Origin of the sequence: Pseudomonas sp. Sample_14 (assembly GCF_004307515.1) — a bacterium.
Classification (GTDB): domain Bacteria; phylum Pseudomonadota; class Gammaproteobacteria; order Pseudomonadales; family Pseudomonadaceae; genus Aquipseudomonas; species Aquipseudomonas atacamensis.
This window is the reverse complement of sequence record NZ_RCOC01000102.1, coordinates 38,122-60,759: the sequence shown is the minus strand read 5'-3', so window position 1 is coordinate 60,759 and position 22,638 is coordinate 38,122. Positions and strand designations below refer to the sequence as shown.

Below are 22,638 nucleotides of genomic sequence, written 5' to 3'. Positions count from 1 at the left end.
CGATCATGGCGTCACCTCTCGATCGCCGAATAACCGCATCAGCTCTTCCTCGAGCTGGCCGACCAATACCTCGTAATCGCTGAGCCTGATCGTGCGCATGCGATTTTGTTCTCGGTCGAAACCGGCCGGCACGCCGCGATCTGCCCACCAGTTACGCGCGAAGTGGAACATCTCGGTGGCTGCCGGGGCTTGGAACTCGTAAGCATTCCCAGGCCGACCATTCCATTGCAGACATCCCGTGCCCACCAAGGCCTTGATGCGTCTCGCAAGCTGCCCTTTGCTGAGTTCGATTCCAAGGCCGCCGCGGCTGATCATGCTCAGGTACTGCGCATGGTGGCGGTCGATATCGCGATCACCGGTGAGCCCTTTGCCGCCACCGATATAATTGACGATAACGCCCTTCGCGGTTCGTTTTACCTGCGCTCGCCAGATGGCGCGCAGGATTTCTGAGTCGGTTACTTTCATCCGATCACCGCCTTTATGGTCAGTACCAATGGAACCCAGAAGAAGAGGGTGGAGCCGAGTAAGCGCTTGGTGATCATGGCGACAACTCCAATTCTGCTGGCGCTGTTGCGGCCAGGGTTTCGACGGCCAAGGCGTAGACGTCCGGGTGCTGCTTGTCGAAGGCCGGCAGATGTTCAGTTTCGATCCAAGTACCGCGCACGGCGCCCTTTGCCAGCCATGCCGGTTTGCTTCCCGGTGCCTGCGTCCACGCGCTTACGCCGATGCCGTGGCTGGCAATCTGCTTGGCTGTGATGAAACCTTGGCGCCGTAGCTGGGCCAGCACCTTCAACGCTGACTCTTTCCACGGTGTCAGGCGCACAGGAGAGGGAACGCCAGCCGGCAAGTTCGTGACCAGCACCGGCACCTGGCAGCGCTCAGGCGGGTTCCAGTCGAACATGTACCAGTCGTAGAAAGGCTTGTGCCCGCTTACCTCCAGCAGAGAATGGTCGAGGCTGAAGGTCAGGCAGTTGCCTTGCCGGGTCCAGCTCTGTCTCGGAACCATCACTTTGACGCCGAGGTGTTCCAGCATCTTCACGATGCCTTTGCTTGCATCGGTGATTTTGCTCACGATCACCAGCCGGTAATCCGGGCCGGCGCGCCCATAAAGGTCGTCGCCGCGACAGGGCAGGATCTGATCGGCAACCTTGGCGTTCAGCTGCATCTTGGCCTCGACGCCGATCTGCCGACCGTCTTCGTGCACTACCAGCACGTCGAAGCCAGCGGCCTCGGGGTAGCAGGTCCAGCCGGGTAGTTCGTTGAACTCCTGGATGAACAGCGCGCAGAGGTCAGCCTCCTTTTCGATTTTCTCGATAGGCATTTTTCGTCCTTGCCGCTATAGCGGCTGACTTTGAAGGGGGAGGGGTTACGGGTCGCTTATGGTGAAGGCGTGTGCTATCGGTCGTCACTGAGCGCCAGTTGTCTATGTATGCGATGAGCAGCCGTACTAGGCAATTGGGCTATCCCGTTGCAGCTAAGAATCTCTGACAGCATGGTGTTCAATGCTTCAAGTGGTAGACTTATCGGGTAGTTAGGGCGGTGAGAGTCGAACGACAGTGGTGCCACTCAGCTGGCCAAATCGATGATTGTTAATATTATTTAGCCTGATTTATTAAATATTAGGGGGGCGTTCTGTGACTGATAAAATTCCAATGAATCCAAAAAAAAGAAGCAAAACAAAACTACTCTCGGAAAGAAAAAGGTATGTGGGGATATGTGGTGAGCTTGGTTATCGTGTTGAGTCCGATGATAGTGATGAAGAAGATATTATCTGGTTTAGCGGCCCGCATGAACTAGCATATTCCATGCTCTTTGATTTTGTGGATAACAAATTTGTCGGTATCTACCTGCAAACAGCGGTTGAAGATACTTCGTCGGAGCGCATTAGAGATATAGAGAAATATATCGCTCAAGAGTATCGAGTTACGAAGTGCTGGTATGATGATGAAGCTCTGTGTCTAGCATTTGAGTTTTTTGATCTTGACGACGATAACAGCCAACTCCTTATAAAATATGGAGTAGATGCCATGACGTACGCATTTAAGGATGTTATGGATAAGTTTTCTGAGGTGTTTTAAATCATGGACAAGTCGAGCAGGCGGGACCCCTCAGGGAAATTTTCTACTCTTTTCGCAGCCGCTGTTGGCTCCGCCGCCGTTGTCGCGGTAAATAATGCAGCCGACGGTACGCTCGTCAAAACAGTATCGTATTTTGTACCTGCACTTACCTTGTTAATAGCAGGGATTGTAGGTGAGGTCGAAGAGCTAGCAGTTAGAAAGTGGAGGTTGTACAAGTTCGATCTTGAAGTTGATGGTATGATTCGCAAATATGATAAGTATCTGGAAAAGGTTGGAGTGGATGAGCATCAGCGAGAGCACGCGGTATCTAAGAGAAATCAGCTGATATTTAGTCATATGGATAGAAGTGCAGAATTCATGCAGAATGAGCTAAATTGGCAGCCTGACGCAAAACGCAAGCCAAGTAGTAGGGCAGTAAACCGTAAGCAGTCCACGGAAAGTTAAATGCTACTTCTGCGGCCGCGGCAGCGAAGGCGCGAAAACAGGAACCGGACAGGCCGGTCATGGGACCGCTGATGTAGATGCGCTTCATGCTGTCTCGTGCTGCGGCTGTTCTTGGCGCAGCGCGCCCTGTGCCGCTTGCACCACCCGGCGCAGATAGTTGAATTCGTGATTCTCATCGACTGCCTTGTCGCCAACCGGGTAGTGCCACTCATCACCAAACAGTTCAGTCAGCAGCCTGTCGTGATGCCAGCATTCGTTCGGCGACTCGACGCTTCGTAGAACTTCGATGTCGTGCCAGAGCTCACGCGCCTCATCTTTGCTCAGCTCATCCAGCTCCCAGTCGTGTCGCCCGGCCTGTTGTCGTCGGCGCTGGACGATGCATTTTTTCGCGAAGGCGTGAAGGGCATTCCCGCTGAACCGCGTGCTGCTGATACCGCGATCAAGGCAGTTCAGGACGTAGTGCCAATCACAGTCGGCCACGAACTCGGCCACCGTGCGCGGACCCATGCCACCCCAGTAGGCGCTCCAGCTCTTGTCCCAGCAATTGACCGTGATCTTGCCTTGGGCGGTCTGATAGCTCGGGTCGGATTCAGTAGGGCAGTCGCGGCGGCCGAAGTCCTCAAGGAACACGGTAATCGCGTCGAGACGCGCCGCGCCGGTGATCACCAGCTTGGTCACAGTCGAGCGCTCAACCTTCAGCGGCTCGGCCGGTTTGTTTTCTTTGGGCATGGGGCGTCCTATGCCGGGGCATGCCCGAGCGGTGGAGGGTGGTGTGGCAATTTGCTATGCGGCGAGGTAGGGTCTATCGATTTGCGATGAGGTATGTATGAATTACGAAACGTCAGTGGTTTACCTTGAACAGGTCCCGAAGGTTGTCGTTGAGACGGGTGTGGATTACCCAACGTTGATAGGTTTCGCTGTAACAGTCGTTATTTTTGGCTTAGGAACATGGTTGTCAGTTCGCACGTCAAATCACAACGCACGGCAGCAGGCCGAAGATTTACTAAAAACGATTGCGCATCAGGAGAATTCCACAAACAGGACTATCTCCAGTCAAGAGTCTGTGGCAGAGAAGAATTCTCTAAAGGCGAGTCGTCAAGCCTGGATAAACGATCTGCGCGACACATGCTCTTGCTTTGTTTCCGAGGCCTTCAATGTTCAGCGACTCAACATCTACTGGGATTCAGCGCAATCAAACTATAGCTATAAGTTAAAAGCCGAGCCGCAGCTGGCTCACCAGATGCATATCGATTGGGTTAACTCACACATCCAAGCGATGAAGGAAGTTGCGAGACTAAAATCCAAAATCGAGTTGCTACTGAATCCGGATGAAGTTGATTCAAAAGAGCTCTTGAAAGCTGTAAATGAAGCAGCAATCGAGTGCGACAAGTCTGGAGGCTCCGCCAAAAAACCATGCCAAGACGTTGTGGAATGGTGCCAGCATATACTCAAGCAAGAGTGGGAGAAGGCGAAGGCTGGCAAGTAATTGCGCTTACTCGCCGTCGTAACAACCGCAAGGCATATCAGCGGGCTGATCGAACATATCCATTTGTTCATGATGTGAGCGAAGCAGATCGGCCCATCGCCAGCGACGCCCAAGGCCTGCAATCGATGTCAGGTCGGCGTTCGCTTCCATCTCGAGTGCTCGAAGCTTCAGTTCAGGAGGCAGTGCCAGAATCTCTGGGATCTTGCTGTTGGGACAAAAGAAGCAGGAGGACTTCCCGGGCAGCGGCAGGCCAGCGGCACGAATTGAATCGATGCATTCGTCTCGCCCCATGTCCCACTCAATGAGCGGGTAACGCCAACGGTACTTCTTGTCCTCGTCGAACTTTGCGCGCTGCGGCTCGCCGGCGTCATAACCGATGCACTTGATCACCTTCTCGCCGGCGGCCCACGCATCCTTGGCGGGCTGCCAGTTGTTGGCGAACTTCTCTTGAGGCTCGACCTTGAATTTCAGCGAGCAGGATTTCCAGCCATAAGCCACGCTCGGGAGCATGTTCATCCGGAGGCAGTTCTCTTCGAGCGTTTCTACCTTGCCGCCTTTTTTCACACGAATAATTTCAGGCATGCCGTGATCAATGAGCCACGCGCTGAACATGTCAAGGTACTGATAAGTTTCTAGGCGCTCCCCGCCGGTATCGGCAAAGGTTATGACGTCGACGTGCTCGCCTCGCCTCACCATCTCGACGAGCATGGCGGTGCTGTTGGTGCCGGCGCCGTAGCTGACCATGATGGGCATAGTGTTCTCCAGACAGCCGACTGCCTCGCCGGCTGGCGTGATTCGTAGAAGTGGGGTATTTATCTGCAATCTCACACTGGCAGGAGGCCGACATGAGGTTGCAGAGCGATGTAGATGCGCTAGCGGCTATCGAAGAGGACGCTAAAGCGATGCTGAAACGGATAGGGCTGCCTGACGATGCAGTGAAGCTGGAGGTGGTCGTGTTCCTTCGGGAGGTGATCGACCTGGCCAGCTACATGGATTCGGCGCACCGAATCGTTGAAGCGCCGAGCAGCGCGTAATCCAGCCGACAGGTGACACGCTCGTTCAACACTTCTCAGTGAACCCTCGCCGTTTTGCCCGAATCTATCTGGGCATCAGGAGACGAGTTATGAGATGTATGTGTTGGATCTGCTGGGGGGAAGCGTACCGCAAGGGAATCTACGGCGATTGGGACGACCTTGTGTGCTTCAACTGCGGACGTTACAAAATCAGCCGTCGCTTCTTGGGTGAGCACGTCGGCAAAAAATTCGATGTCGCCGCGATGCGTGAGCGATTCCAACCTACGCACGATCGCGACCTGGTCCCGATTGTCGATAGCCACACCGCTGTATTTCAGAGCCGCGCCCAGCAGCCTCTTGTGAAGGGTGAGTTGGTTGGGTGGCCTGCTCCGGCGATGAGATCGAAGCGGCTGGTTGATCAGTGACGCAAGCCTAGTGCTCGACCATTTCCGACCATCCTGCCGTTCGCAGTGGCGCAACCCTGATAAGTGGGGTATTTGTGTTCGGCCCGGCACGGAGACTCAGTACGCGGCTCGGTTGAGTGGGCGCTACGCACGGTGATGGGTGAGGGTGATTTCAGGTAATATCTAAAGTTGTAAACTAACTAAATAATTCTCAAATTTGCTTGGGGTATCAATAGAATGGCATATAACTGGCGCTGTCCTTATTGCTCACACGCTTCAACAATTACCGCGGAAAACCAAAGCGTTGGCTTTCACTATTTTGAACATAATAATTCTTTAGGTAAAGAGCTTGGATTTCAGATTGTTTCAACGGTCTGTCCAAACAATGATTGTAAAGAAGTTACTCTCAATGCAAGTTTTGGTCACACGCAATATGTCGGTGGTCGAACCAGGCTGGCAGCGCCGATAATTCAAAACTGGGCATTGAAACCTTCAAGTAGTGCCGTTGTATTTCCCGATTACGTCCCTGATCCAATCCGTCAAGACTATGAAGAAGCATGCGCAATTTTAAATCTTAGTCCGAAAGCTTCTGCAACACTTTCTCGTCGATGCCTGCAGGGAATCATCAGAGATTATTGGAAAATAGTGAAGGGGCGTCTTGTAGATGAAATTATAGCCCTTGAGGATAAAATTGATCCGGACACGTGGGCAGCAATAGATGCTGTTCGGAAAATTGGTAATATCGGCGCTCATATGGAAAAGGATATCAACATAATTGTTGAAGTTGATCCTGAAGAGGCGCAGCTTCTCTTGGAGCTTATCGAAACATTGATAAAGGATTGGTACATCGCTCGGTTTAAGCGTCAAGCTCACTTAGCCAAAATAAAGGCCGCAGCGGACAATAAATAATGCTTACTACTTTCATTGAATAATTTCATCACCAGGATCTTCAGCAATCTCGGCCATGCTCTTCTCGTAAAATGCTCGCGACACCTTTTCGCTTGGCTCATAAGGTGTCGTGACATTCCGCAGCATCCAAGCCTGAGTTTCGAAATCGGCGCCGATAAGGTTCTTCAGCAACCGCTGGTGGATGTCCTGCTGATTGTTGATTCCGTGATCCGTCATCACCTTCTTCAGATCAGGCTTGAACACCCCGGCCACCTCAACCGTAAACTTCTCGACGCCCAATGCGGCGTCCTTTGCTGCCGCCTTCTCGCGCTTTTTCTTCTGCTTGATGGCTTCCTTCGTCGGCTCCTGTACTTCGGCCATGGCCTACCTCTTCAATTCCGCTGGCCGGCAAGTCCAGCCAGGTCTGTCGTTTGCGTTGTTGGGTTCGAGCTATGCGGCGCATGAAGTACAGCCGCGCCGCGCCTTCGGATAATCGATGCCGTGGTTGGCGAGAATCCGCTCGAGTGTTTTATTGGCAATGCCGAGGCGTCCGCACACCTGCCGGCGAGTGATGCCCAGTTCAAGGAACGCCCTGATCCGCTCGGCGAACTTCGCATCGCGGGCTTCCAGATGCTCCTCCCGGTCTTTACCGGTCAGGCGGCCGCGAGCCGCACCCTTGAACGTCAGGTCGTGGGTCTGGGCGATGTTGTATAGCGTGCGGCGACTGATGCCGAGCGCTTCAACAATCTCAGCCTGCGTGTGCATCGGAGCCATTTCGCGAATCCGTTCGAGCTGCTGCATGCGCTCCTGATGGCGAATGTCTTGAGCTGACAGCGGTTGAGGCGGGACAGGCGCGCGACGCCGAACGAATGGCTTCGGCGCCGGCGGCATCTGGTTGCTGTAGCTGATCGGCTTGGGCTTGTAGCCGATGGGCTCGGCTTCTTCGATCTTGCCGCCGGCGGCCAGGAACTCTTCGACCTGCGTCGCCAGCTCGTTGGATTTTGGCCGAAGGGCTTCGACCAGGCTGAGGTGGTTGCTGATCATGCTGGCCTCACTTGATCCGGATCGAACTGTCGCCGCGCTCCAAGTGCGCATAGGCCGGCTCTTCGATCAGCTCATGTCCTGCGTCTTCGCCGGCGGCCATGCGCTTGCGCACAGCTTCGTTATGCTCGCGAATTTCCTTGAGCTTGGCGGCGATCGCGTTCTTGTCCGGGGCAATGCTGGTTTTCACGGATGTCAGCTCGTCCGGCACCGCGTCCTCGTTGTCGACGATGACCTTCTCCTTGCCCAGGGCCAAGGTGATGGTGAACAGCGGGCGCTTGATCGACTTGAGGTTGGCGGCTTCCATATTCCGGCGCAGGTAATCGCTGATCTGCGCAACGCTGTTGGATTTGATGCGCTTGAGCTCGGTCAGTCGTTCAATCTCCGTGTCGATGGCCGTCACGTCGCTTTCAATGTTGCGGCGGAGCATGACGATGTTGTCAGCCTTCACCTCGAACTCGCCTTGGATTTCGTCCATGGCGTGCTGCAGGGCTTCTTTCAGGCCTTCGTCGTCGGTGTCTGCCATCCCCTGAAGTTCGGCGAGCTTGCCGGTCAGTGCGTAGAGCTGAGTCATGCTGCGTTCTCCCGTTCAGATGCTTCTTTGATTCGTTTCCATTCCAACGAGACTCGCTCAACGCCCTTGGTATCTTTGCGGAGACTCAGTTTTCGAACGGCGACATCGTGGATTTTTTTCAACTCTTGGGCTGACTGGGCGCCGCCCATGGTTTCGATGACCGACTTGATGTACTCGAGCCGTTCTTGCTGCTGGCGGTCGATCTCTTCCTGCTTGTCTTGAGCCTTGGCGATTGCGACCTCATCGCGAACCGTCTCGACATATGCGGCGTCATCGAACAGCCCCATGTGGATGTCCGCGGCGAATCCGAGCGGCTGGAGGCATTTACCGATCGCGTCTGTGAGTGACTTCTTCGCCGCCTCCCAGTCGGTGATGATTTTGCCTTGCTGCAGGAGAACGAACGGCGTGTGCCCGTAGTGCGTCACGGTACATTTCTGTCCGCCTTCGCCCTGATACCAAAGCTCAATTCTCACGGTGTGGACTTTCGCGTTGATCAGTGGTGCAGTCGGCCATTCCTTGGTCGGCGCTTGCAGCGGGCCACCTTCGTCGAATCGCTCTTCAAGGATGGTCCATCCCCAGCCTTCACCGCATGGGCCGAACACTTCGGTGGCTTTGCGCATCAGGTAGGTCGGCTTGATGGCCGTACCCTTGAAGCCGCCCATCCCTGTGAAGTTCTTGGTGGCACTCGGATCGGTCGTGTTGACCTGATCCCAGATCCGCGTATTCGTGGACATGAGGAATCCTTGCCGCGCTATGCGCAGCGATTGAATGCTTGGGTTATTGAGTGATGCGGTCGGCGAGGGCGCTGAGCAGCATCAGGAATGTGTAGATTGCGAGGACTGGGAACGAGCCGCGCCGGATCAGCACGCGGCGCGCCCGCTGAAGGCTGGTCATCGGAACACGTTGTAGGTGGTGGAACGCGGCACCTGGCAAGTGCCCGAGCCGTCTTTCACGATTCCGTAGAAACCTGCACCGGCAACCAGAATCACTACGAGAATCCAGTAGACAAGGTTCATGGCCGAGCCCTCACAGCGATACGCCCGCCTTTCATGGTCACCGACAGGCGCTGCGGGAGGCTGTCGACCAGATCCTCGCGCTTGCGGCCGATCACTTCGTTAAAGGCCAGGCCGAAGCCGAGAATCGCAATGCGGCGCTCGATATCCTCGAGCTGTTCAGCGACCAGCGATTTCACGATTGGGGTAGCCATGACGACTCCTTGCGCCTGGCAACAATCTTGTTGAGGCGTCCGCAGTAGTGGTTGAATTCTTCGATGGTGATGCGCTCGTCGGTCATCATTTCGCTGATGGTCTTCTGAATCATCAGCGACCAACTGATCGGCGTTTCTGGGTGCTGCAAGGTCTCCAACTCTTCGCCAATAAGGACGTGCGGACTCAAAACCCACACTCCTGCTCGACGAGATCGCTTTCGCGTTTGGCGTCGCGGTATTCGTTGGCGTGCACGGCAACCAAGTCGGCGGCGAGCGACCGAACGATTTGCGGATCACCGCCGACGGCTTCAACGGCCCAGGTGTGCAGAACCCCGCCGTCTTGCCGCCTGATCAGTTCGATCAGGATTTTCTCGATGTACCGATCTGGGTCTGGGTTCGCAGCCATGTAATCCGCCAGCGCCTCCGGCAAGTGGTCTGCGTTGACCAGTACCTTGCTTCGGCCTACCGGATTCGGCGCTTCCACGTGTTGCCGAGAAAGCAGATCTTCGACCGACTCGGTCAGCCATTCCTGACCTGCCTTCGTATCGAGGAACTCTTCTTCCGGGATGAGTTTGCGTAGAGCTGACATGGTCGCCTCCAGAGTGGCGGGTGTTGATCCAACAAAACTCGGATGCACTCATCCGCTCCGCTGGTTGCCGTTGGGCGCGGAGGGGAGTGCATTCGGGTGGTGTCGGGGGAGGGTGACTAACTCTGCGCGCCAGCGTCTATCCAGCTCCGCACAAAGAAGTAATAAGGACGTTACGTGGTTCGAAAAGCGATTTTACTGGTGCTGATTGCCAGCCTGAGTGGGTGTATGGCAACCGCCATGCGCATGGACTATGACAAGCACCGGTGCCCCTACATTGGCTTGCGATTCGACTGGTGGTTGGTGGGTACCTCCAAAGGAAAGCTGATTCCCTTTTTGCTGATCGACGCGCCGTTTTCTCTGGTGGTCGATACCGTCTTTTTCCCGTTCGAATATCAATACAGCTGCAACCTTTGAGCTATCGGGTGTACGCATCGGGGTGTGATCTGCATGACGTTTGCCTGACATTGCTCTCACGCAGCCAGACGGTACTCAGATCACACCCCGATGCGCTCTCATAGAGAGGATCGGGCAGTTACCGACAGGCTGTCGTGGCGCTGGTTGTTCAGACGGCGCGTTCCAGCTCGCAGCATTGTTCGTAATGAGCCACCGCGATTGGCATGTGGAAGCTATCGAGAGGCCACTTGCTGACTTTGCAGCCTTGACCAGCGGGACAATGAAACACGAACAGCTCAGCCGCCTCTTTGTCCATCTGCATGCTCACTTGGGCGCCGCTTGTGAAGTCGTCTTCGATGATGATCATCTCGTCTTGCCCTCGGTTGTTTTCCCAATGCACCCGTCACCAGGTGCATCAGTGAAACTTTCCGCTGATCCTTCGGCGCTACTGGCGCGGTACAGATCGATTCAAATTGTTCTTCCAGCCGCGGGCCTTTCGGCTTGTTCTCCCGCTGGATAACTGCTTTCGACGATTTACGCTGCACGCCCGGGTCAGTTGCCAACCCTCTGAACCGTTGAGGCCGGTTCATCGCTGCCTTCGAATCTGGGCCGGTGGTAATCCGGCAAAGGGTGTCGCTAAAGAGCTGCGCGGCTTTCGCTGCTTTGCTGGAGTCATCCGGCTTGCGAATAAAAGTAGCAGTGCTGCTATTCAAAGTAAATAGCGCTGCTAATAATAATTTTTGCGGGCGTAAAAAAGCCCGCGGTCAGCGGGCTTGATAGGTCGTCTCGTTGGATCAGCTTTAAGACGGCACCCAGTACATGTTGCACTGAATATCATGATTGTCACTGAGTTCCACAGAAACCACTTGGGCGGATTGCTCATTCTCAAAGGGTCCCGTGATGATAGTGTTGCCATCTACCGCAAGCACTGGTATCGCTAGACTTTCAAGCAGGTTCTCAATTCTGATCGAGTCTGCTGGAGGGGTTTTGATCCGAACTGTCCAACCCTGAAAGGAACGCTCGATAATACTGTCAGTGATAGGCGGATATTTCCCGCTCACTGAATCCCTGTAAACAATCTCGCTGAACAGTCTCGGGCCGTCTCGCATTGTGATCAGGGCTTGCTTGGCTTCGTCCTTCGTCTCGAATGGCCCTGCGCCAACGGCCAGGCCGACCATCGAAACTACGGGAAGTCCGGTGGCAGCAATGGCTTCTATCGTGCGCAGCTGCTCTTCCTCGTCACGGCAGGAAGTTGAAGCGACCCATCCATTTTTCAGTCTTGGAGCTGCCATCGGCTCAACGTCAGCACCACAGTGTTTGCACTTTATTGCTGCCATCTTGATAGATTCGGCACAGAGAGGGCAGGGGCGAGTGTCGGTGTCAGCGCCAGCTTGGGCCGCGGAGGATTTGCCCCCCAGCAAAATCATGAGTAAGCCTGCCAACATAATCACGCCGCCTACGATGGTATGCACTTGGCGGTCAGCCATGAGCCCAAGGTTGTTGACCCTACCGCCGGATCCCGTCGCGACGGAAACATCCATACCAAGCGCAAATACCAGCCAGCAGATGCCGACAACCATTGCAACGGTCCCAAAACCTTTCATTGGATCCCTCCCTCAATTGAGCCGAAATTTTAACATTCGTGGCTGTGCGCCACCATTGGCCGAGAGAGGGAATACGAGCCCTCCGATCGCGTGCAATAGCTTTATTCGAGATGCGCATCTGAGGGATCGGGCCGTGAATACGAGTGAGTGTGGAATGAAGGCTCGGGGAGTCGCGACCGTTGTGCTGGCTATAGCAGCGCTCGGAATTGTTCTTCTGGGAAGTGCCTACCTAGGTTTGAATGGGAAATTTGTGGAGGGGACGCCGCGCTGGATTGCCGGGCTGTACTCAGCGATCAAGCAGAACGGGAACGTCGTGGCAGGAATATTGGGTTTCAGCGGCCTAGCCTGGTCAAATTTTTACAGAGCATCGGCGAGACTCAGCGATGGGTGACGCGGAAACACAAAGCCCGGCGCAGGGCCGGGCTTTTCTTTATGAGCTTGAACCATCAAAGGAGGCGTAATCATCTGGTTCAAATACTTTAGGAGGAAGTAAATATTCTCCCCATGGTCCGCGAGCAGTTAGAGAGGCTATTTGGTCTCTAATCGATCCATAAAGAATATTGGGCCCGCTCTGAACCACCAATGCTATTTGTTCTTGTTTTTCTATATCATCGTCGACAACAAAAATCCCAATTGCAACTACGCGGGCATCATAGGCATCAGCATCGACTTCTTGATTTTTCACAAGATTCATACCGACTACATAGCGGTTTTCGTCAGTAGGCGTGATGTGAATACTTACTTTCGGTTCCGTTGGGTATTCTTCACAATCTCTTTTAAAGGCCGCGTTCGCCTTGACAGAGAACTCTGTGTAGAACATTTGATCAAGCGTAAATTTTGCGCTCTTCATTATCGATCTCATGCAAAATCATTGAAAGATTCGAGATTTTTTCAGGATGGTCGATAGCGCTAAGGTCTGCCCTGACTTCCCCCTGAGTAGGGGCACCGCCTTGAATTTTTTCAAGCCAATGGACGTCTGCAACAGAGTCAGCGACGTGGATATGGATGCGGCCACCCAGCGTGTGAGTGATCTTAACCATAGAGTCGATAGTAAAATTAGTATCGCCTCTCAACGCTTTAGTAACATAGGCGCTGCTAGTATTAAGTTTTACTGCTAGAGCCTTGTTATTGATTCCCTTGTGTTTCATAAGCCTAGTTATGCCGCTTACAAATTCCAGCTTGGCTTGCTCAACGCAATATACGTGAGTGCGCCTAAGAGCTTCCATTCTTTCCTTGAATGACTTCATCATAACTTTATGCCTCATCAATAAACTGTAGGCTTCGGCGCGACTTACTGAGTAAGTATGCCGCTTTTACGCGAAGCGCTTTTTCGATCTCGCGCTTCGGGGTTTTCTGAGATTTTTTGACAATGCCATGTGTACATACAATCACCCTGTCTTCGTCTTCAAACCAGAAAAACCGTAACCTGCCCTTAATGTACTCGTAAATTTTTTCGCTCTGGTCTACATAGTGACATTGCTCTGTGTTGAAGGTTTCGCAACCATGCTTGCTATGTCTTTCCATCATCACCATCAATCCACTGATGTTGGAGTGGAAATTCGCGCTCACGTCATCCATGAAAATTTCGACCTGAGAGCGACCATCACTCTCCATCGGTGAGACGATCATCCATCGGTTCTTGAAGTGGATTTTTAGCTCCAAGGTGCACCTGACAGGCTCGACTCACACACAAACATTAACCTATAGGTTAACTCGTTGCCAGCAGGAAATTGTGAAATTATATGGAACGCGACGACTGGAAAGACCTTTGCGCATCGATCAGCGATGCTCTCTGAATAGCTCACAGCTTGCATCCTTCCTTGGCTGTCGGTATCGAGGGTGGCGAATTGCCATTTGCAAACTATATCAGATGGGCATTTGCAGGGAGTGACTGACCGGAGAGAATCACGCCTGTTATGAGTGACTGCGTTGCTCTCTGGAGAAATTCAAACCTCATATTCTACTCAGCGCGAATACATCGCCCACCAGAATACGTGCCCTAGGATCGAGATCTGCTGCTCTTGGATCTGCTGGAACGTGTAGTCCTCGTCCGGATGCTCATCTCGGTTAAAGCTGCGCAGGCGAATACCGATTGGGATCCGGTAAACCTGCTTCACGCGAAGCTGGCCGTTGTGGTTGATGGCGTACATCTCGCCGTCGACGATATCGCTCAGAGAGTTCTTGCCGACGTTAACGCCGACTGTCGCGCCATCGCGCAGCACGGGCACCATGCTGTTGCCGCCAACCTTCACGCACTTCGCATTGCTGAACTGAACGCCATTGTGGCGCAGGTCCTTCTTGTTAAAGCGCAGGCGCGAGTTTGCGCTTTCCTCAATCGCAAACCTGCCAGATCCAGCCGCCAGTTCGACTTCATGAAGGAAGGGGACGTAGACCTCATCGTCATCGAGCGGGGTTTCGTCGTCCCAAGTCTCGATGCTTCCTAATTTCACGCTTGGCTGTATGCGGTCCTGCTGCACGCTGGCAACAGTGGATAACAGTCGAGTGCTGACCTCGCTTGCGTCGAAGTTGAGCGCCTTTGCGAGCTTCAGCAGCGCTTCCACATTTAGTGGCACCTTTCCGGTGGCGTATTGGCTGAATGCGCTTTGCCCAGACCATCCGCACGCTTCGGCAACGTCCGCCTGCGTCAGGCTGCGCCCGGCCGCTTTAGCAGCTGATTTCCGCTGTTCGTAGATAGCTTTGAGCCGGGCGCTCTCGGCGACTTCTTCGGGGGTGAGGGGGCGACGTATTTTCATACGAATAAGAGTATTAGCAGAGCTGATATCCAAGCAAACAGCACTGCTAGTATTTTGTTGCTGATAAAAAGCAGCGCTGCTACTATCCATGGCAGATATCAAACCGTGGAAATTCCATGAAAAAGATCCCTTTGAGCAAATACCTAGAAGAGCACGGCACTCAAGCTGCGCTTGCTGCTGCTCTCGGCGTGAACCAGAGCGCGATCTCGCAAATGGTTCGAGCCGGCAGAAGCATCGAAATCACCCTTTATGACGACGGCCGTATTGAGGCGAATGAGATTCGTCCGATCCCTGCGCGCCCAAAGCGCACAGCAGCCTGATGCAGTCATTGCTTACTGCACGAACAAATCATCGCCCACGCACTGGCAGGGCGCCACGGAAACAAATTTGAGGTTTTACGAATGGAAGATTTTCTGCGGGCCTGTCAGAGCGCTGTCCTGGACAACGAAGCTAAGACCCTTGCTGCAAAGATGGGCGTTGCTCACGTTGGCCTGCTTCAGCGCGCCAATCCGGACAACGACGCACACCACCTGACCGTGGAGCATTTGTTCGGGATTCTGCTGCACGCCGGCGACATGCGACCTCTGGCGGCACTGGCAAACGAGTTTGGTTTCGAGCTCGTTGCGAAAACCACGCCGGAACCTCAGGCATTAACCAAGTCGCTGATCAATGTCGGGAAAGAAGTGGCGGATCTGACCATCGCGGTTCACCAGGCGCTCGACGACGACCACGTCAGCGGCTTCGAAAAATCCATGATTCGCCAAGAGATCAACCACGTTCGGCAGAGCTTGGATGTGATGGACGCCTCGGTTAAGGCCGCCTGAGGAGTTTGCGCATGTGCAAACTTTATTTGCGGCTGTCGCGCAAAAAATCGAAAAAAAGGCGCCATCAACAGCACTGTTGAATAAATGGAACAAATAACAGACACAAAAAAGCCGACGGGCAATGTCGGCTGATTCGCAAAACTAGAGAGGCCCGATTATGCAGAGCCAACCGAATTCGAGCAACACCCAGAACAATGACGCGACACGTTTTAACAAATCACAAAACGTGTCGTGTACCAACTCAGTAGTCCCTTTCGACTTCGATGGCGGTGCCATCCGCGTTATCACCGACGAGCTCGGCGATCCGTGGTTCGTTGCCCGTGATGTCGCTGACGCCTTGGGCTACGCCAAGCCAGAGAACGCTATTTCCCGTCACTGCAAGGCCGCGACCACTACCCCGAAACAGGGTGGTGGCTTCATGACCGTCATTCCTGAGCGCGATGTCTACCGACTGGTGATGCGCTCGAAGCTGGTTGGTGCGGAACGCTTTGAAGAATGGGTAGTGGGTGAGGTGCTGCCCAGCATTCGCAAAACCGGAAAGTTCGAGGCTGCCAGCCCGAGCAGTTCCAAAGTTGTAGGTGAACTGGCACTCATGGAGTGCTACACGCGCTTGCTGAAGCCGTCGCCGTCCAGCCAGGTGATGATGCTGGCGAGGATAGCCACCAATAACGGTCTGGAGTCGAGCTTCCTTCCGGGTTATGCCGTGGATGCTGCGCCAGATGCCACTGGCGGCAGCTCGATGCCGACCAAGGCCATAACTGCGCTGATTAAAGATCACTGCATCGCCAGTACCGCACGCACTTTCAACATTGCACTGGAAGCTCACGGCTTCCTCAAAGTCCTTCAGCGCAAAAACTCCAAACAAGAGATGGTCGACTTCTGGTCGGTGACTGACAAGGGGCTGAACTACGGCAAGAACCTCACCAGTCCTCAATGCCCCCGCGAGACACAGCCTCACTGGTACGTCGATCGCTTCCTCGAACTGGCCAAATTGGTCGGGAAGGCCTGATATGCAATTCACCGTCACGATCAATCAGGTGAAGGCGCTGGAGTGGGGGCTGAATTCTCAGCAGGCCTTGCTGTTCGCCTTCGTCTACGGCTGCCCAAGCTGGACCAAGCCAATCAAGACCGACGACGGGATCTTCTTCGCGCTGAGCAAGGCCAAGATCATCGAGGAGCTGCCGCTGCTCACCGACAAGCCAGACACTGCTTACCGCATGCTGAAGGCCCTAGAAGAGGCCGGTCTGATTGAGCTTTCCAGCACTTCGAACATCACGCTGTTCCGCCTGACCGAGAAGGCGATTGAGTGGAATCAGAAGCTGGACGGGTCGGAAAAATATCCGACCCCACCAAAGAACGAAGGTCGGAAAAAAATCCGATCTACCTCGGAAAAAAATCCGAGCAAGGTCGGAGAAAAATCCGAACAAGGGTCGGAAAAATCTCCGACAAATCAGGATACCAATCATCAGGTTACCAATCAGGATACCAGTCAGGACTTGCAAGGCAGCCCGGACAAGCCGGCTCGCAATCTGGTTCTCGTGGTCGATCGCACCGATGCGCCACGGGTCGAGATCCCTGCCGACATGCCAGGCCCAAAAGACCGGTCCTGCAAAACCTTCAAGGTCTGGGCGAACTACGCCATGGCCTACCGCAAGCGCTACAGCACCTGGCCGGTGTGGAACGCTAAGGTCGGTGGCCAGCTCGGTCAATTGGTCGACCGCCTCGGCGCCGATGTCGCCCATCACGTCGCCGCCCACTTCCTGAAAACCAGCGATGCCACCGTTCTGCGCAAATGCCACAGCCTTAACGAGTTGCTGGCCAATGCCGAGAGCTACCACACCCAGTGGGTGACCGGGCAGCGCATCAACGGAACAACCGCGCGCCAGATGGAACGTACCGAAGCGAACGTCTCCGCCGCCGAGCAGGCCGCGCAAATGGTCTTGGCCAAGCGCCAAGCAGGGGAGCGCAATGAGTACCTTTGAAATGAATGACCAACAGGTTGCCGGGCTCGCTGCTGCGATCTGCGCCACTGCTGAGGCCATGGGGCAGGAAATGAACCCAGGCACTGCGGCGATCATGGCCGAAGACCTCTGTGCTTACCCGGTGCCGGTCGTGAAAGCCGCACTGAAGGCCTGCCGCTTTGAAGTGAGAGGCAAGTTGGCAATGGCTGACATTCTTCAACGCGTTCAGGTCGCCGATGGCCGCCCCGGCAAGGACGAAGCATGGGCGATCGCGATGACCACCAACGATGAATTCGAAACCGTAGTGCTGACGGACGAAATTCAGCTCGCGCTGGCAGCCGCGAAACCTGTCCTCGACGCCGGCGACAAGGTCGGTGCGCGCATGGCATTCAACAGTGCTTACGAGCGTCTGGTGGGGCAGGCCCGGGAGGACAGCAAGGAAGTGAACTGGCATGTGTCGGTCGGCTTCGACGCCAACCGCCGCACACAGGCGATCGCCAAGGCCGTGCAGATGCAGCGAATCCCTCAGGAGCGCGCTCAGCAGTACCTGGCCGACTTGAGTGTCGTGCCGGTCACTGAAGACGGTCGGGCCGTCGTTGCGCTGCTCACCGGTGTGGTAGCGCGGCCTTCGCCAAAGCTGCGCGAAAAGCTCGCCGCGGTGAAGGACTCGATGCTCGCCATGCGCCAGGCATCGGCCGAGGAAAAAACAGAACTGCGAATTCTGGCAGCCAATGAGCTGGCGGATCGCCGGGCGCTGCTCATTCAGCAGGCCGAACAATTGGAAGCAAGGAGTGCGGCTCAATGACTATCGACAAACAAAAACTCCAGAAGCTGCTGTGGAGTGAAGTCGCCTCCTGGAAGGCTGACTGCGGAGAGTGGAAGCAGAACGCTGAAGCGCTCGGCGAATTCCTCGGGGAGAAGACCGTGGAGGAGGTGGCGCTGGACCTGCTGGCGGAGAACGATCGCCTCGGACGCATCGAGCAAGCATTTTCTGAGTGGATCGAAAAAACCGAATGGGTGCAGGAGTCCGTTCAAGCGCTGGAACTAGGTCGTCACCGAGCGGATGTGCTGCGCACACGTATTGACCAGCTCAATGCCGAGGTTGATTCGCTTACCCGAGAAGCTGACAGGCAATACACGACCATTGAAGCGTATCGCAAGGACGCCGAGCGCTACCGGTGGCTTCAGCACGGTCACAGTGGCTACATCGAAGTCGTCGAGTGGATCGGACCGCACGCTACCGGGATGACCGGCGAAGACCTCGACGCGCTTGTGGACGGCGCGATGGCCAAGACGGTGCAGCCATGAACGAGTTCGCAATCCGTAGCCAGCGCGATATCAGCCGCCTCATGGGCGTCCTGCACGCATCCGACTTCACCAAACCCAAGATCGTGGTCATCAAGGACGAGAAACGCCCCGACGTCTGCAACCGCAAGATGTGGGCAATGCTCAAGGACGTATCCGAGCAGGTGGTTTGGCATGGCAAGAAACTGACCAGTGAAGACTGGAAGTGCCTTTTCAGTGCCTCGCTGGAGAAGCAGCGCGCGGAACCAGGCCTGGACGGTGGCTTCGTTGTGATGGCCGTATCGACCCGCAAGCAATCCCAGAAGTGGTTCAGCGATCTGTTCGAGCTGATGCATGCCTTCGGCGCCGAGCATGACGTGCGCTGGACCGAGCAGGACAAGTGGGGAGGGCGGTATTGATGCGCACTGCCCTCAAGGATGTGAAGCAGAAAACCTGCAAAGCCTGCGGCGAGAAGTTCGCGCCGATGTTCAACACCACGCAGGTGGTGTGCAGCCCGAAATGCGCGCTGGCCCATGCGCCGGCGAACAGCGAGAAAGCCCGTAAAGCCATCGGTCAATGCGAGCGCCATGAGATCAAAGTCCGCAAGGAGAAGCTGAAGAGCAGGGCGGATCACTTGCGCGAAGCCCAGGCGGCGGTGAACGAATACGTTCGCACCCGGGATGCGCACCTGCCGTGCATCAGCTGCGACTCGATGCCGAACGACAATGACCTGATGACCGGCAGCCGCTGGGACGCAGGCCACTACCGATCCGTCGGCGCTTGTCCGGAGCTGCGTTTCGAGCCACTGAACATTCACCGCCAGTGCGTGAAGTGCAACCGCAACCTGTCCGGTAACGCGGTCGAGTACCGCATCCGGTTGGTGCAGCGCATCGGCGCCGAAACCGTGGCTTGGTTGGAAGGGCCTCATGAGCCCCGCAAGTACACCGTCGAAGAAATCAAAACCATCAAGGCCGAATACCGGGCCAAGACCCGAGAACTGAAGAAGGGGCAGGCAGCATGAAATTGATCAACGCACGTCAAGCGTGGACAGACGCACAGCATGAGTCGAACGCCTCAATCAGTGCGGCAGCGGCTGACCGGGCAAAATCCGCGACCGTTGTCCGGAAGGAGAAGGCCGCGCTCCGGGAGATCATCTTCGCTGCCCAGGGCGACGACAAGGAAGAGCGCATCAAGGCCGTGCGACAGAAGATCCACATCGCCGAGACGCGCCGCACGCCGATTGGTCGTTCGACACATCGAGCTGCCCACCTGGTGACAATGGGGAAGGTCCAGAAGGCGATCGAGTCGTTGCCGTTCCAGGTGCAGCAGTTGGGACACTACCTCTACCACCCGTGCATGACGGTGGTTCACATGCTCAACGCCGAGAAGTTGATCTGGTCGGATACCGACTTCAGTGCTCTCACTGATGCCAAGGCGTCGAAGGTGCATTGCCTGATCACCTGTGCCCTGCAGTCCTACAAGGCCGAGGCGAACGGCGGCGATGCCTGGGGGCCGGCCCGAGTGTCTGACGCCATGTTGAAGCTGTACGGGATCGCTATCCAGCCCAAACACTGGGATCGCGACTGGCTCGACATCTGGAATTTCCTGCGAAAGGCCATTGAGGAGGTGGATATTCAGGCACAACAGCCGGTGTGGCAGGTTATTCACGCAGAAAATTCAGAGGATGCGGCATAAAGGTGTTGTCATGGTGGGGAATTTGATGTACTTTTCCCACACTGCGCAACTTACCTCCAGCGCACGACCACTTCAGAGCCTCGCCAATGTGCGGGGCTTTTTGTTTATGCGCTGCCGGGTTTCGGTCGCAGCGCACCTATTCAGGGCCTCTGCATTCGCAGGGGCTTTTTCGTTTTCGGCTCCCCACACCCATTGCCCCGAGCTGGGAGTGCAGCGGACGCCGATCTATTCACATGCACCCACGGAGTCGAGCGCATGGAGTTATTGCAGCGCCTGCTCGACAGGTTCGACAGGCTTGAATTGCTGATCGCAGGACTGATCGGTGCTGTCGTCGCAAGCTGGTGGCATAAAGACGACCTGAGAGACTGGCGTGCATGGCTGTTCTTCCTGACCACAGGGCTGGCTTGCGCCGTGTACCTCACCGGCATGGTGACCGCATACCTCGGAGTGACAGAGCCGAATATCGTGGTTGGTGTGGGCTTCTTGCTAGGCACCTTCGGCGGGTCACTCCTGGCAGCCATCAACCGAGCCATCAAAGCCGCTGACCTCTGGGCGCTTATTCGCCAGCGGTTCGGGGGAGGCAATCCACCATGAGTCTTGAACTGATCAATTCCATCGCCTGCGGCTTGATTGCCTTCTGGGCGACCTGGTGTGTTCTCAGTGGCCGAGTGCGGGACGGCGTCATTGGCAAGCTGATCTACTCGGCTGTGGCCATTAGCGGGTTCGTCGTGATGACGCGTAGCCAGAACATCTTCTTCGGTCCAACCACCGCAGGCCTGACGTTGCATATGTCGCTTGCGCTGGCCGGGCTACGCCACATCTTCATGGTCATCTGGTGGCTGAGGGTGAAAGCTTGGCTGTGCCGCACCATGAACTGCGAACACTGCATGGGCTGCGACCGCCCGATCGTGACAGGTAAATCTGGAGAGGCTCCAGATAGGAAGCGCCCTTGAGCGGACTCATTCGGCTGATACCAATCTGGCTGTGGGTTGTTCTCGCCGCTGCAGGATCAATCTGTTATCTCGCGATCCGCCTGGATAGCGTAAAGGACGATCGAGCAGCAATCACCGCCCAGCTCGATACCGCCACCGCCCGCGTGGACTCGCTCACCAACACGCTCCGCATTCAGCGCGAGATCACCAATGACATCAACCGAGTCTCCGATGATGCGAAAGCCAAGACTGAGCATGTGTCGGCTGCCGTTGTTGTTGCTGATAACCGGGCTCGCAGCCTGCAGCAGCAAATTACCGACCTCCTCGCCAAGCGAAGGTCTTGTGCTGCCGAGGTTGCCAGCGGAAGCCAGGCAAGAACCGACCTTACCGTTCTGCTCGCCGACCTGCGTAGAAGCGCTGACGAAGAAGCGGGAAGACTGGCAGAAGCGCTTGATCGAAGCCGAATAGCTGGATTGGCGTGTGAGGCTGCATACGCTGCCGCACAGAAGAGCAAGTAGGTCGCGACACGTTTAGCGAGTGTGCAAATTGTGTCGCGACACTGTTCAAGAGACATTATCGCGTTTGTATTGGCCATGAAGCTGCTTGAGCGCTCCCTGATATTCGGAAGCTGTGAGCTTGGACTTAAGCCTGACCATGACGTCCTGAGCAGTCGAGCTTACCGTCTCGGTGTTCCTCCCGGTTCGCTCCGCCCATTCTGATGCGGCCTTCAACACAGCTGTTTCATCAATGCGATGGCTCACTTACGGATTTCCTTTTCTGAGACCAACTGATCTTAGTTGAGTGGCCGGATGGAGATGAAATGAATCGACCAATGCCGCCTCAGTCGCTGCTCGACCTGTCTGAGCTGTCCGGCTTTGGTATCCGCCTTATCCCCGCGCCTGAGGTGTGGGAATGGCTCCAATCCGAGATTCTCGCCGACACCGGCAGCGTCCACAACGAAGACCACGCCCATCTGATCGATGCGGACGTGAGAGTGATGTGGGCGTCTGCCGCCTTCACGAAGAAGGGGCGCACGGTGGTAGGCCAAGCCGAACAGGTAGCGTTTCGTGCAGGGGGCTGGCAGAAGGCCCGGATGGAACAGCAGATGCTGGACTGGTTCGGCGACGTGCCGGCCTACATCATCACTTTGGCGGCAGACTACTGCGCAGACTGTTCCGACGCCGACTTCTGCGCACTGGTCGAACATGAGCTGTATCACATCGCTCAAGCGACCGATCAGTACGGCGCACCCAAGTTCACCCAGGAAGGATTGCCCAAGCTTGAGATGCGTGGACATGACGTTGAAGAGTTCGTTGGTGTGGTGCGTCGGTACGGGGCAAGCGCTCAAGTGCAAGAGCTGGTGGACGCTGCAAACAGTCCTGCCGAGGTGGGGAAATTGAACATATCGAGGGCCTGCGGAACCTGTCTGCTTAAGCTGGCCTGAATGTGAGACAGGCATGAGACGGAA

At 55.4% G+C, this 22,638-nt stretch carries 38 protein-coding genes; 19 read left to right on the top strand and 19 right to left on the bottom strand.

Going from position 1 to position 22,638, the window contains the following annotated elements; all coding sequences use genetic code 11:
- Window positions 1–3: 3 nt before the first annotated feature.
- Both D8U61_RS26275 and D8U61_RS26270 read right to left on the bottom strand, forming a co-directional pair.
- Complete coding sequence (locus D8U61_RS26275; RefSeq protein WP_130927957.1) at window positions 4–465, bottom strand: hypothetical protein; 462 nt, start codon at window positions 463–465, stop codon at window positions 4–6.
- Window positions 466–538: 73 nt separating this feature from the next.
- The gene (locus D8U61_RS26270; RefSeq protein ID WP_130927956.1) at window positions 539–1,321 is read right to left on the bottom strand and encodes a hypothetical protein; all 783 of its coding nucleotides are present in this window, start codon (window positions 1,319–1,321) and stop codon (window positions 539–541) included.
- A gap of 313 nt (window positions 1,322–1,634) precedes the next feature.
- Between D8U61_RS26270 and D8U61_RS26265 the strand changes: the two genes are divergently transcribed.
- Complete coding sequence (locus D8U61_RS26265) at window positions 1,635–2,078, top strand: hypothetical protein (protein WP_130927955.1); 444 nt, start codon at window positions 1,635–1,637, stop codon at window positions 2,076–2,078.
- Between the two features lie 3 nt (window positions 2,079–2,081).
- Window positions 2,082–2,522, top strand: a complete 441-nt coding sequence (locus tag D8U61_RS26260) for a hypothetical protein (protein WP_130927954.1) — start codon at window positions 2,082–2,084, stop codon at window positions 2,520–2,522.
- A gap of 84 nt (window positions 2,523–2,606) precedes the next feature.
- Here D8U61_RS26260 and D8U61_RS26255 read toward each other — a convergent pair whose 3' ends face one another.
- Window positions 2,607–3,251: a hypothetical protein gene (locus tag D8U61_RS26255; RefSeq protein WP_130927953.1), complete on the bottom strand. Its 645-nt coding sequence runs from the start codon at window positions 3,249–3,251 to the stop codon at window positions 2,607–2,609.
- Between the two features lie 97 nt (window positions 3,252–3,348).
- Here D8U61_RS26255 and D8U61_RS26250 point away from each other — a divergent pair, with 97 nt between their 5' ends.
- Entirely contained in the window at window positions 3,349–4,008 is a 660-nt protein-coding gene (locus tag D8U61_RS26250) for a hypothetical protein (RefSeq protein WP_130927952.1), read from the top strand.
- Window positions 4,009–4,014: 6 nt separating this feature from the next.
- Here D8U61_RS26250 and D8U61_RS26245 read toward each other — a convergent pair whose 3' ends face one another.
- Entirely contained in the window at window positions 4,015–4,761 is a 747-nt protein-coding gene (locus D8U61_RS26245; protein WP_241663658.1) for a phosphoadenosine phosphosulfate reductase, read from the bottom strand.
- Between the two features lie 92 nt (window positions 4,762–4,853).
- On the opposite strand from D8U61_RS26245, the gene D8U61_RS26240 reads away from it, so the two are divergent.
- Together D8U61_RS26240 and D8U61_RS28175 are read left to right on the top strand one after the other, a co-directional pair.
- The gene (locus D8U61_RS26240; RefSeq protein WP_130927951.1) at window positions 4,854–5,042 is read left to right on the top strand and encodes a hypothetical protein; all 189 of its coding nucleotides are present in this window, start codon (window positions 4,854–4,856) and stop codon (window positions 5,040–5,042) included.
- A gap of 620 nt (window positions 5,043–5,662) precedes the next feature.
- Complete coding sequence (locus D8U61_RS28175; protein ID WP_130927950.1) at window positions 5,663–6,334, top strand: DUF4145 domain-containing protein; 672 nt, start codon at window positions 5,663–5,665, stop codon at window positions 6,332–6,334.
- 12 nt (window positions 6,335–6,346) lie between these two features.
- Here D8U61_RS28175 and D8U61_RS26230 read toward each other — a convergent pair whose 3' ends face one another.
- The 8 genes from D8U61_RS26230 to D8U61_RS26200 form a co-directional block, all read right to left on the bottom strand.
- On the bottom strand, window positions 6,347–6,694 hold the full coding sequence (locus D8U61_RS26230; protein WP_130927949.1) for a hypothetical protein: 348 nt from the start codon (window positions 6,692–6,694) through the stop codon (window positions 6,347–6,349).
- A 69-nt stretch (window positions 6,695–6,763) separates the two neighbouring features.
- Window positions 6,764–7,357, bottom strand: coding sequence for a hypothetical protein (locus tag D8U61_RS26225; protein ID WP_130927948.1), 594 nt, complete (start codon window positions 7,355–7,357; stop codon window positions 6,764–6,766).
- Between the two features lie 7 nt (window positions 7,358–7,364).
- Window positions 7,365–7,928 (bottom strand): siphovirus Gp157 family protein, encoded by a 564-nt coding sequence (locus D8U61_RS26220; protein WP_110646855.1) that lies wholly within the window; start codon window positions 7,926–7,928, stop codon window positions 7,365–7,367.
- A complete protein-coding gene (locus D8U61_RS26215) occupies window positions 7,925–8,662 on the bottom strand; it encodes a hypothetical protein (RefSeq protein ID WP_130927947.1) in 738 nt (245 codons plus the stop codon). The genes D8U61_RS26220 and D8U61_RS26215 overlap by 4 nt, the downstream gene beginning before the upstream one ends.
- Before the next feature lie 156 nt (window positions 8,663–8,818).
- Window positions 8,819–8,944: a hypothetical protein gene (locus D8U61_RS28245; protein ID WP_277751630.1), complete on the bottom strand. Its 126-nt coding sequence runs from the start codon at window positions 8,942–8,944 to the stop codon at window positions 8,819–8,821.
- A complete protein-coding gene (locus D8U61_RS26210) occupies window positions 8,941–9,135 on the bottom strand; it encodes a hypothetical protein (RefSeq protein WP_130927946.1) in 195 nt (64 codons plus the stop codon). Before D8U61_RS26210 ends, D8U61_RS28245 begins: the two co-directional genes overlap by 4 nt.
- On the bottom strand, window positions 9,117–9,323 hold the full coding sequence (locus D8U61_RS26205; protein ID WP_130927945.1) for a hypothetical protein: 207 nt from the start codon (window positions 9,321–9,323) through the stop codon (window positions 9,117–9,119). The genes D8U61_RS26210 and D8U61_RS26205 overlap by 19 nt, the downstream gene beginning before the upstream one ends.
- Entirely contained in the window at window positions 9,320–9,724 is a 405-nt protein-coding gene (locus D8U61_RS26200; RefSeq protein ID WP_130927944.1) for a hypothetical protein, read from the bottom strand. The genes D8U61_RS26205 and D8U61_RS26200 overlap by 4 nt, the downstream gene beginning before the upstream one ends.
- A 174-nt stretch (window positions 9,725–9,898) precedes the next feature.
- Here D8U61_RS26200 and D8U61_RS26195 point away from each other — a divergent pair, with 174 nt between their 5' ends.
- Window positions 9,899–10,138 (top strand): YceK/YidQ family lipoprotein, encoded by a 240-nt coding sequence (locus tag D8U61_RS26195; RefSeq protein WP_130927943.1) that lies wholly within the window; start codon window positions 9,899–9,901, stop codon window positions 10,136–10,138.
- A 148-nt stretch (window positions 10,139–10,286) separates the two neighbouring features.
- On the opposite strand, the gene D8U61_RS26190 is transcribed toward D8U61_RS26195, so the two are convergent.
- The 6 genes from D8U61_RS26190 to D8U61_RS26165 all read right to left on the bottom strand — a co-directional run bounded on the left by D8U61_RS26190 (window position 10,287) and on the right by D8U61_RS26165 (window position 14,474).
- A complete protein-coding gene (locus D8U61_RS26190) occupies window positions 10,287–10,484 on the bottom strand; it encodes a hypothetical protein (protein WP_130927942.1) in 198 nt (65 codons plus the stop codon).
- A gap of 433 nt (window positions 10,485–10,917) precedes the next feature.
- Entirely contained in the window at window positions 10,918–11,721 is an 804-nt protein-coding gene (locus D8U61_RS26185; RefSeq protein WP_130927941.1) for a zinc ribbon domain-containing protein, read from the bottom strand.
- A 430-nt stretch (window positions 11,722–12,151) separates the two neighbouring features.
- Window positions 12,152–12,571 carry a protein-export chaperone SecB gene (locus D8U61_RS26180; protein WP_177433374.1) on the bottom strand — a complete coding sequence of 140 codons (420 nt, stop codon included), beginning with the start codon at window positions 12,569–12,571 and terminating at the stop codon, window positions 12,152–12,154.
- Window positions 12,546–12,971, bottom strand: a complete 426-nt coding sequence (locus tag D8U61_RS26175; RefSeq protein ID WP_177433373.1) for an XRE family transcriptional regulator — start codon at window positions 12,969–12,971, stop codon at window positions 12,546–12,548. Before D8U61_RS26175 ends, D8U61_RS26180 begins: the two co-directional genes overlap by 26 nt.
- A gap of 4 nt (window positions 12,972–12,975) precedes the next feature.
- The gene (locus D8U61_RS26170; RefSeq protein WP_206663101.1) at window positions 12,976–13,350 is read right to left on the bottom strand and encodes a type II toxin-antitoxin system RelE/ParE family toxin; all 375 of its coding nucleotides are present in this window, start codon (window positions 13,348–13,350) and stop codon (window positions 12,976–12,978) included.
- Between the two features lie 335 nt (window positions 13,351–13,685).
- A complete protein-coding gene (locus D8U61_RS26165) occupies window positions 13,686–14,474 on the bottom strand; it encodes a LexA family transcriptional regulator (protein ID WP_130927970.1) in 789 nt (262 codons plus the stop codon).
- Window positions 14,475–14,590: 116 nt separating this feature from the next.
- On the opposite strand from D8U61_RS26165, the gene D8U61_RS26160 reads away from it, so the two are divergent.
- From D8U61_RS26160 to D8U61_RS26105, 12 genes are all read left to right on the top strand, one after another.
- Complete coding sequence (locus D8U61_RS26160) at window positions 14,591–14,794, top strand: Cro/CI family transcriptional regulator (RefSeq protein WP_025110113.1); 204 nt, start codon at window positions 14,591–14,593, stop codon at window positions 14,792–14,794.
- 81 nt (window positions 14,795–14,875) lie between these two features.
- Window positions 14,876–15,298 (top strand): phage regulatory CII family protein, encoded by a 423-nt coding sequence (locus D8U61_RS26155; RefSeq protein WP_130927938.1) that lies wholly within the window; start codon window positions 14,876–14,878, stop codon window positions 15,296–15,298.
- Between the two features lie 157 nt (window positions 15,299–15,455).
- Window positions 15,456–16,307: a BRO family protein gene (locus D8U61_RS26150; protein ID WP_130927937.1), complete on the top strand. Its 852-nt coding sequence runs from the start codon at window positions 15,456–15,458 to the stop codon at window positions 16,305–16,307.
- Between the two features lies 1 nt (window position 16,308).
- Complete coding sequence (locus D8U61_RS26145; protein WP_130927936.1) at window positions 16,309–17,280, top strand: phage replication protein; 972 nt, start codon at window positions 16,309–16,311, stop codon at window positions 17,278–17,280.
- Window positions 17,267–18,064, top strand: coding sequence for a hypothetical protein (locus D8U61_RS26140; protein ID WP_130927935.1), 798 nt, complete (start codon window positions 17,267–17,269; stop codon window positions 18,062–18,064). Before D8U61_RS26145 ends, D8U61_RS26140 begins: the two co-directional genes overlap by 14 nt.
- The gene (locus D8U61_RS26135; RefSeq protein ID WP_130927934.1) at window positions 18,061–18,567 is read left to right on the top strand and encodes a hypothetical protein; all 507 of its coding nucleotides are present in this window, start codon (window positions 18,061–18,063) and stop codon (window positions 18,565–18,567) included. Before D8U61_RS26140 ends, D8U61_RS26135 begins: the two co-directional genes overlap by 4 nt.
- Window positions 18,564–18,962, top strand: coding sequence for a recombination protein NinB (locus D8U61_RS26130; RefSeq protein WP_130927933.1), 399 nt, complete (start codon window positions 18,564–18,566; stop codon window positions 18,960–18,962). Before D8U61_RS26135 ends, D8U61_RS26130 begins: the two co-directional genes overlap by 4 nt.
- Window positions 18,962–19,564, top strand: coding sequence for a recombination protein NinG (locus tag D8U61_RS26125; protein ID WP_130927932.1), 603 nt, complete (start codon window positions 18,962–18,964; stop codon window positions 19,562–19,564). The genes D8U61_RS26130 and D8U61_RS26125 overlap by 1 nt, the downstream gene beginning before the upstream one ends.
- Complete coding sequence (locus tag D8U61_RS26120) at window positions 19,561–20,238, top strand: hypothetical protein (protein WP_130927931.1); 678 nt, start codon at window positions 19,561–19,563, stop codon at window positions 20,236–20,238. The genes D8U61_RS26125 and D8U61_RS26120 overlap by 4 nt, the downstream gene beginning before the upstream one ends.
- Before the next feature lie 255 nt (window positions 20,239–20,493).
- The gene (locus D8U61_RS26115; RefSeq protein WP_130927930.1) at window positions 20,494–20,832 is read left to right on the top strand and encodes an MFS transporter; all 339 of its coding nucleotides are present in this window, start codon (window positions 20,494–20,496) and stop codon (window positions 20,830–20,832) included.
- Complete coding sequence (locus tag D8U61_RS26110; RefSeq protein WP_130927929.1) at window positions 20,829–21,191, top strand: hypothetical protein; 363 nt, start codon at window positions 20,829–20,831, stop codon at window positions 21,189–21,191. Before D8U61_RS26115 ends, D8U61_RS26110 begins: the two co-directional genes overlap by 4 nt.
- Window positions 21,188–21,688 (top strand): DUF2514 family protein, encoded by a 501-nt coding sequence (locus tag D8U61_RS26105; protein ID WP_130927928.1) that lies wholly within the window; start codon window positions 21,188–21,190, stop codon window positions 21,686–21,688. Before D8U61_RS26110 ends, D8U61_RS26105 begins: the two co-directional genes overlap by 4 nt.
- Window positions 21,689–21,733: 45 nt before the next feature.
- On the opposite strand, the gene D8U61_RS26100 is transcribed toward D8U61_RS26105, so the two are convergent.
- Complete coding sequence (locus tag D8U61_RS26100; RefSeq protein WP_016773999.1) at window positions 21,734–21,931, bottom strand: hypothetical protein; 198 nt, start codon at window positions 21,929–21,931, stop codon at window positions 21,734–21,736.
- Between the two features lie 59 nt (window positions 21,932–21,990).
- Between D8U61_RS26100 and D8U61_RS26095 the strand changes: the two genes are divergently transcribed.
- Window positions 21,991–22,614: a putative metallopeptidase gene (locus D8U61_RS26095; RefSeq protein WP_130927927.1), complete on the top strand. Its 624-nt coding sequence runs from the start codon at window positions 21,991–21,993 to the stop codon at window positions 22,612–22,614.
- The last annotated feature ends 24 nt before the right edge of the window (window positions 22,615–22,638 follow it).